This is a genomic window from Verminephrobacter aporrectodeae subsp. tuberculatae At4 (assembly GCF_000193225.1).
Taxonomy (GTDB): domain Bacteria; phylum Pseudomonadota; class Gammaproteobacteria; order Burkholderiales; family Burkholderiaceae_C; genus Acidovorax; species Acidovorax aporrectodeae.
The window spans coordinates 1-509 of record NZ_AFAL01000892.1 but is presented as its reverse complement, the minus strand read 5'-3'; the positions used below and the strand labels follow the sequence as shown (position 1 = coordinate 509).

The 509-nt window shown below is 70.9% G+C and carries 1 protein-coding gene; it reads left to right on the top strand.

Annotation, left to right across the window (positions count from 1 at the left end):
- On the top strand, positions 1 to 190 hold a 190-nt coding region (locus VTU_RS29740), incomplete at its 5' end, for a choice-of-anchor U domain-containing protein (protein ID WP_010109226.1).
- Positions 191 to 509: the final 319 nt, after the last annotated feature.

The window sequence follows — 509 nt, the reverse complement described above, 5'->3', positions numbered from 1 at the left end:
CGCGCCCTACGGCGGCCAGGTGGCGCACGAGGGCGGTCAGCTGCGGCTGGACTTCGAGATCGCCGATGGCGGGCCGTTCGACGCCGACGGCCAAGCCAACGGCGTCATCACCGCCCCCGGCGCCGCAGCGCGCATGCCCTTGTCCCTCATGGGGCAGACGCCGGACGCGGCAGGCGGCATCTGGTTCTGACGGGGCTGCGCAGCAGGGTCTGGCAACAGCGGCTTGCTGTGCCCAAGCCTGTCCCCGCGCCCCGACGGGGACGGCCTGAACCCGAAGGGGTTGGCGCTGCATTCGCCTGCATGGTGCGGACAGGGCCGCCTGCGCGCGCCGGCATACAGACCAGACCCCCGGCGCCGAACGATCCCGATCGCGCAGGCGGCAAGCAGCAGCAATTGCTCGGAGCCGGCGCAGCGCTTCGGGCAGCGCCAATCCCTCTGCGCGCACGGTCCACGCTCGGCCAAGCTTGGCACACACGCACAAACAAGGGTTTGCACGGCCTGAAAAATTC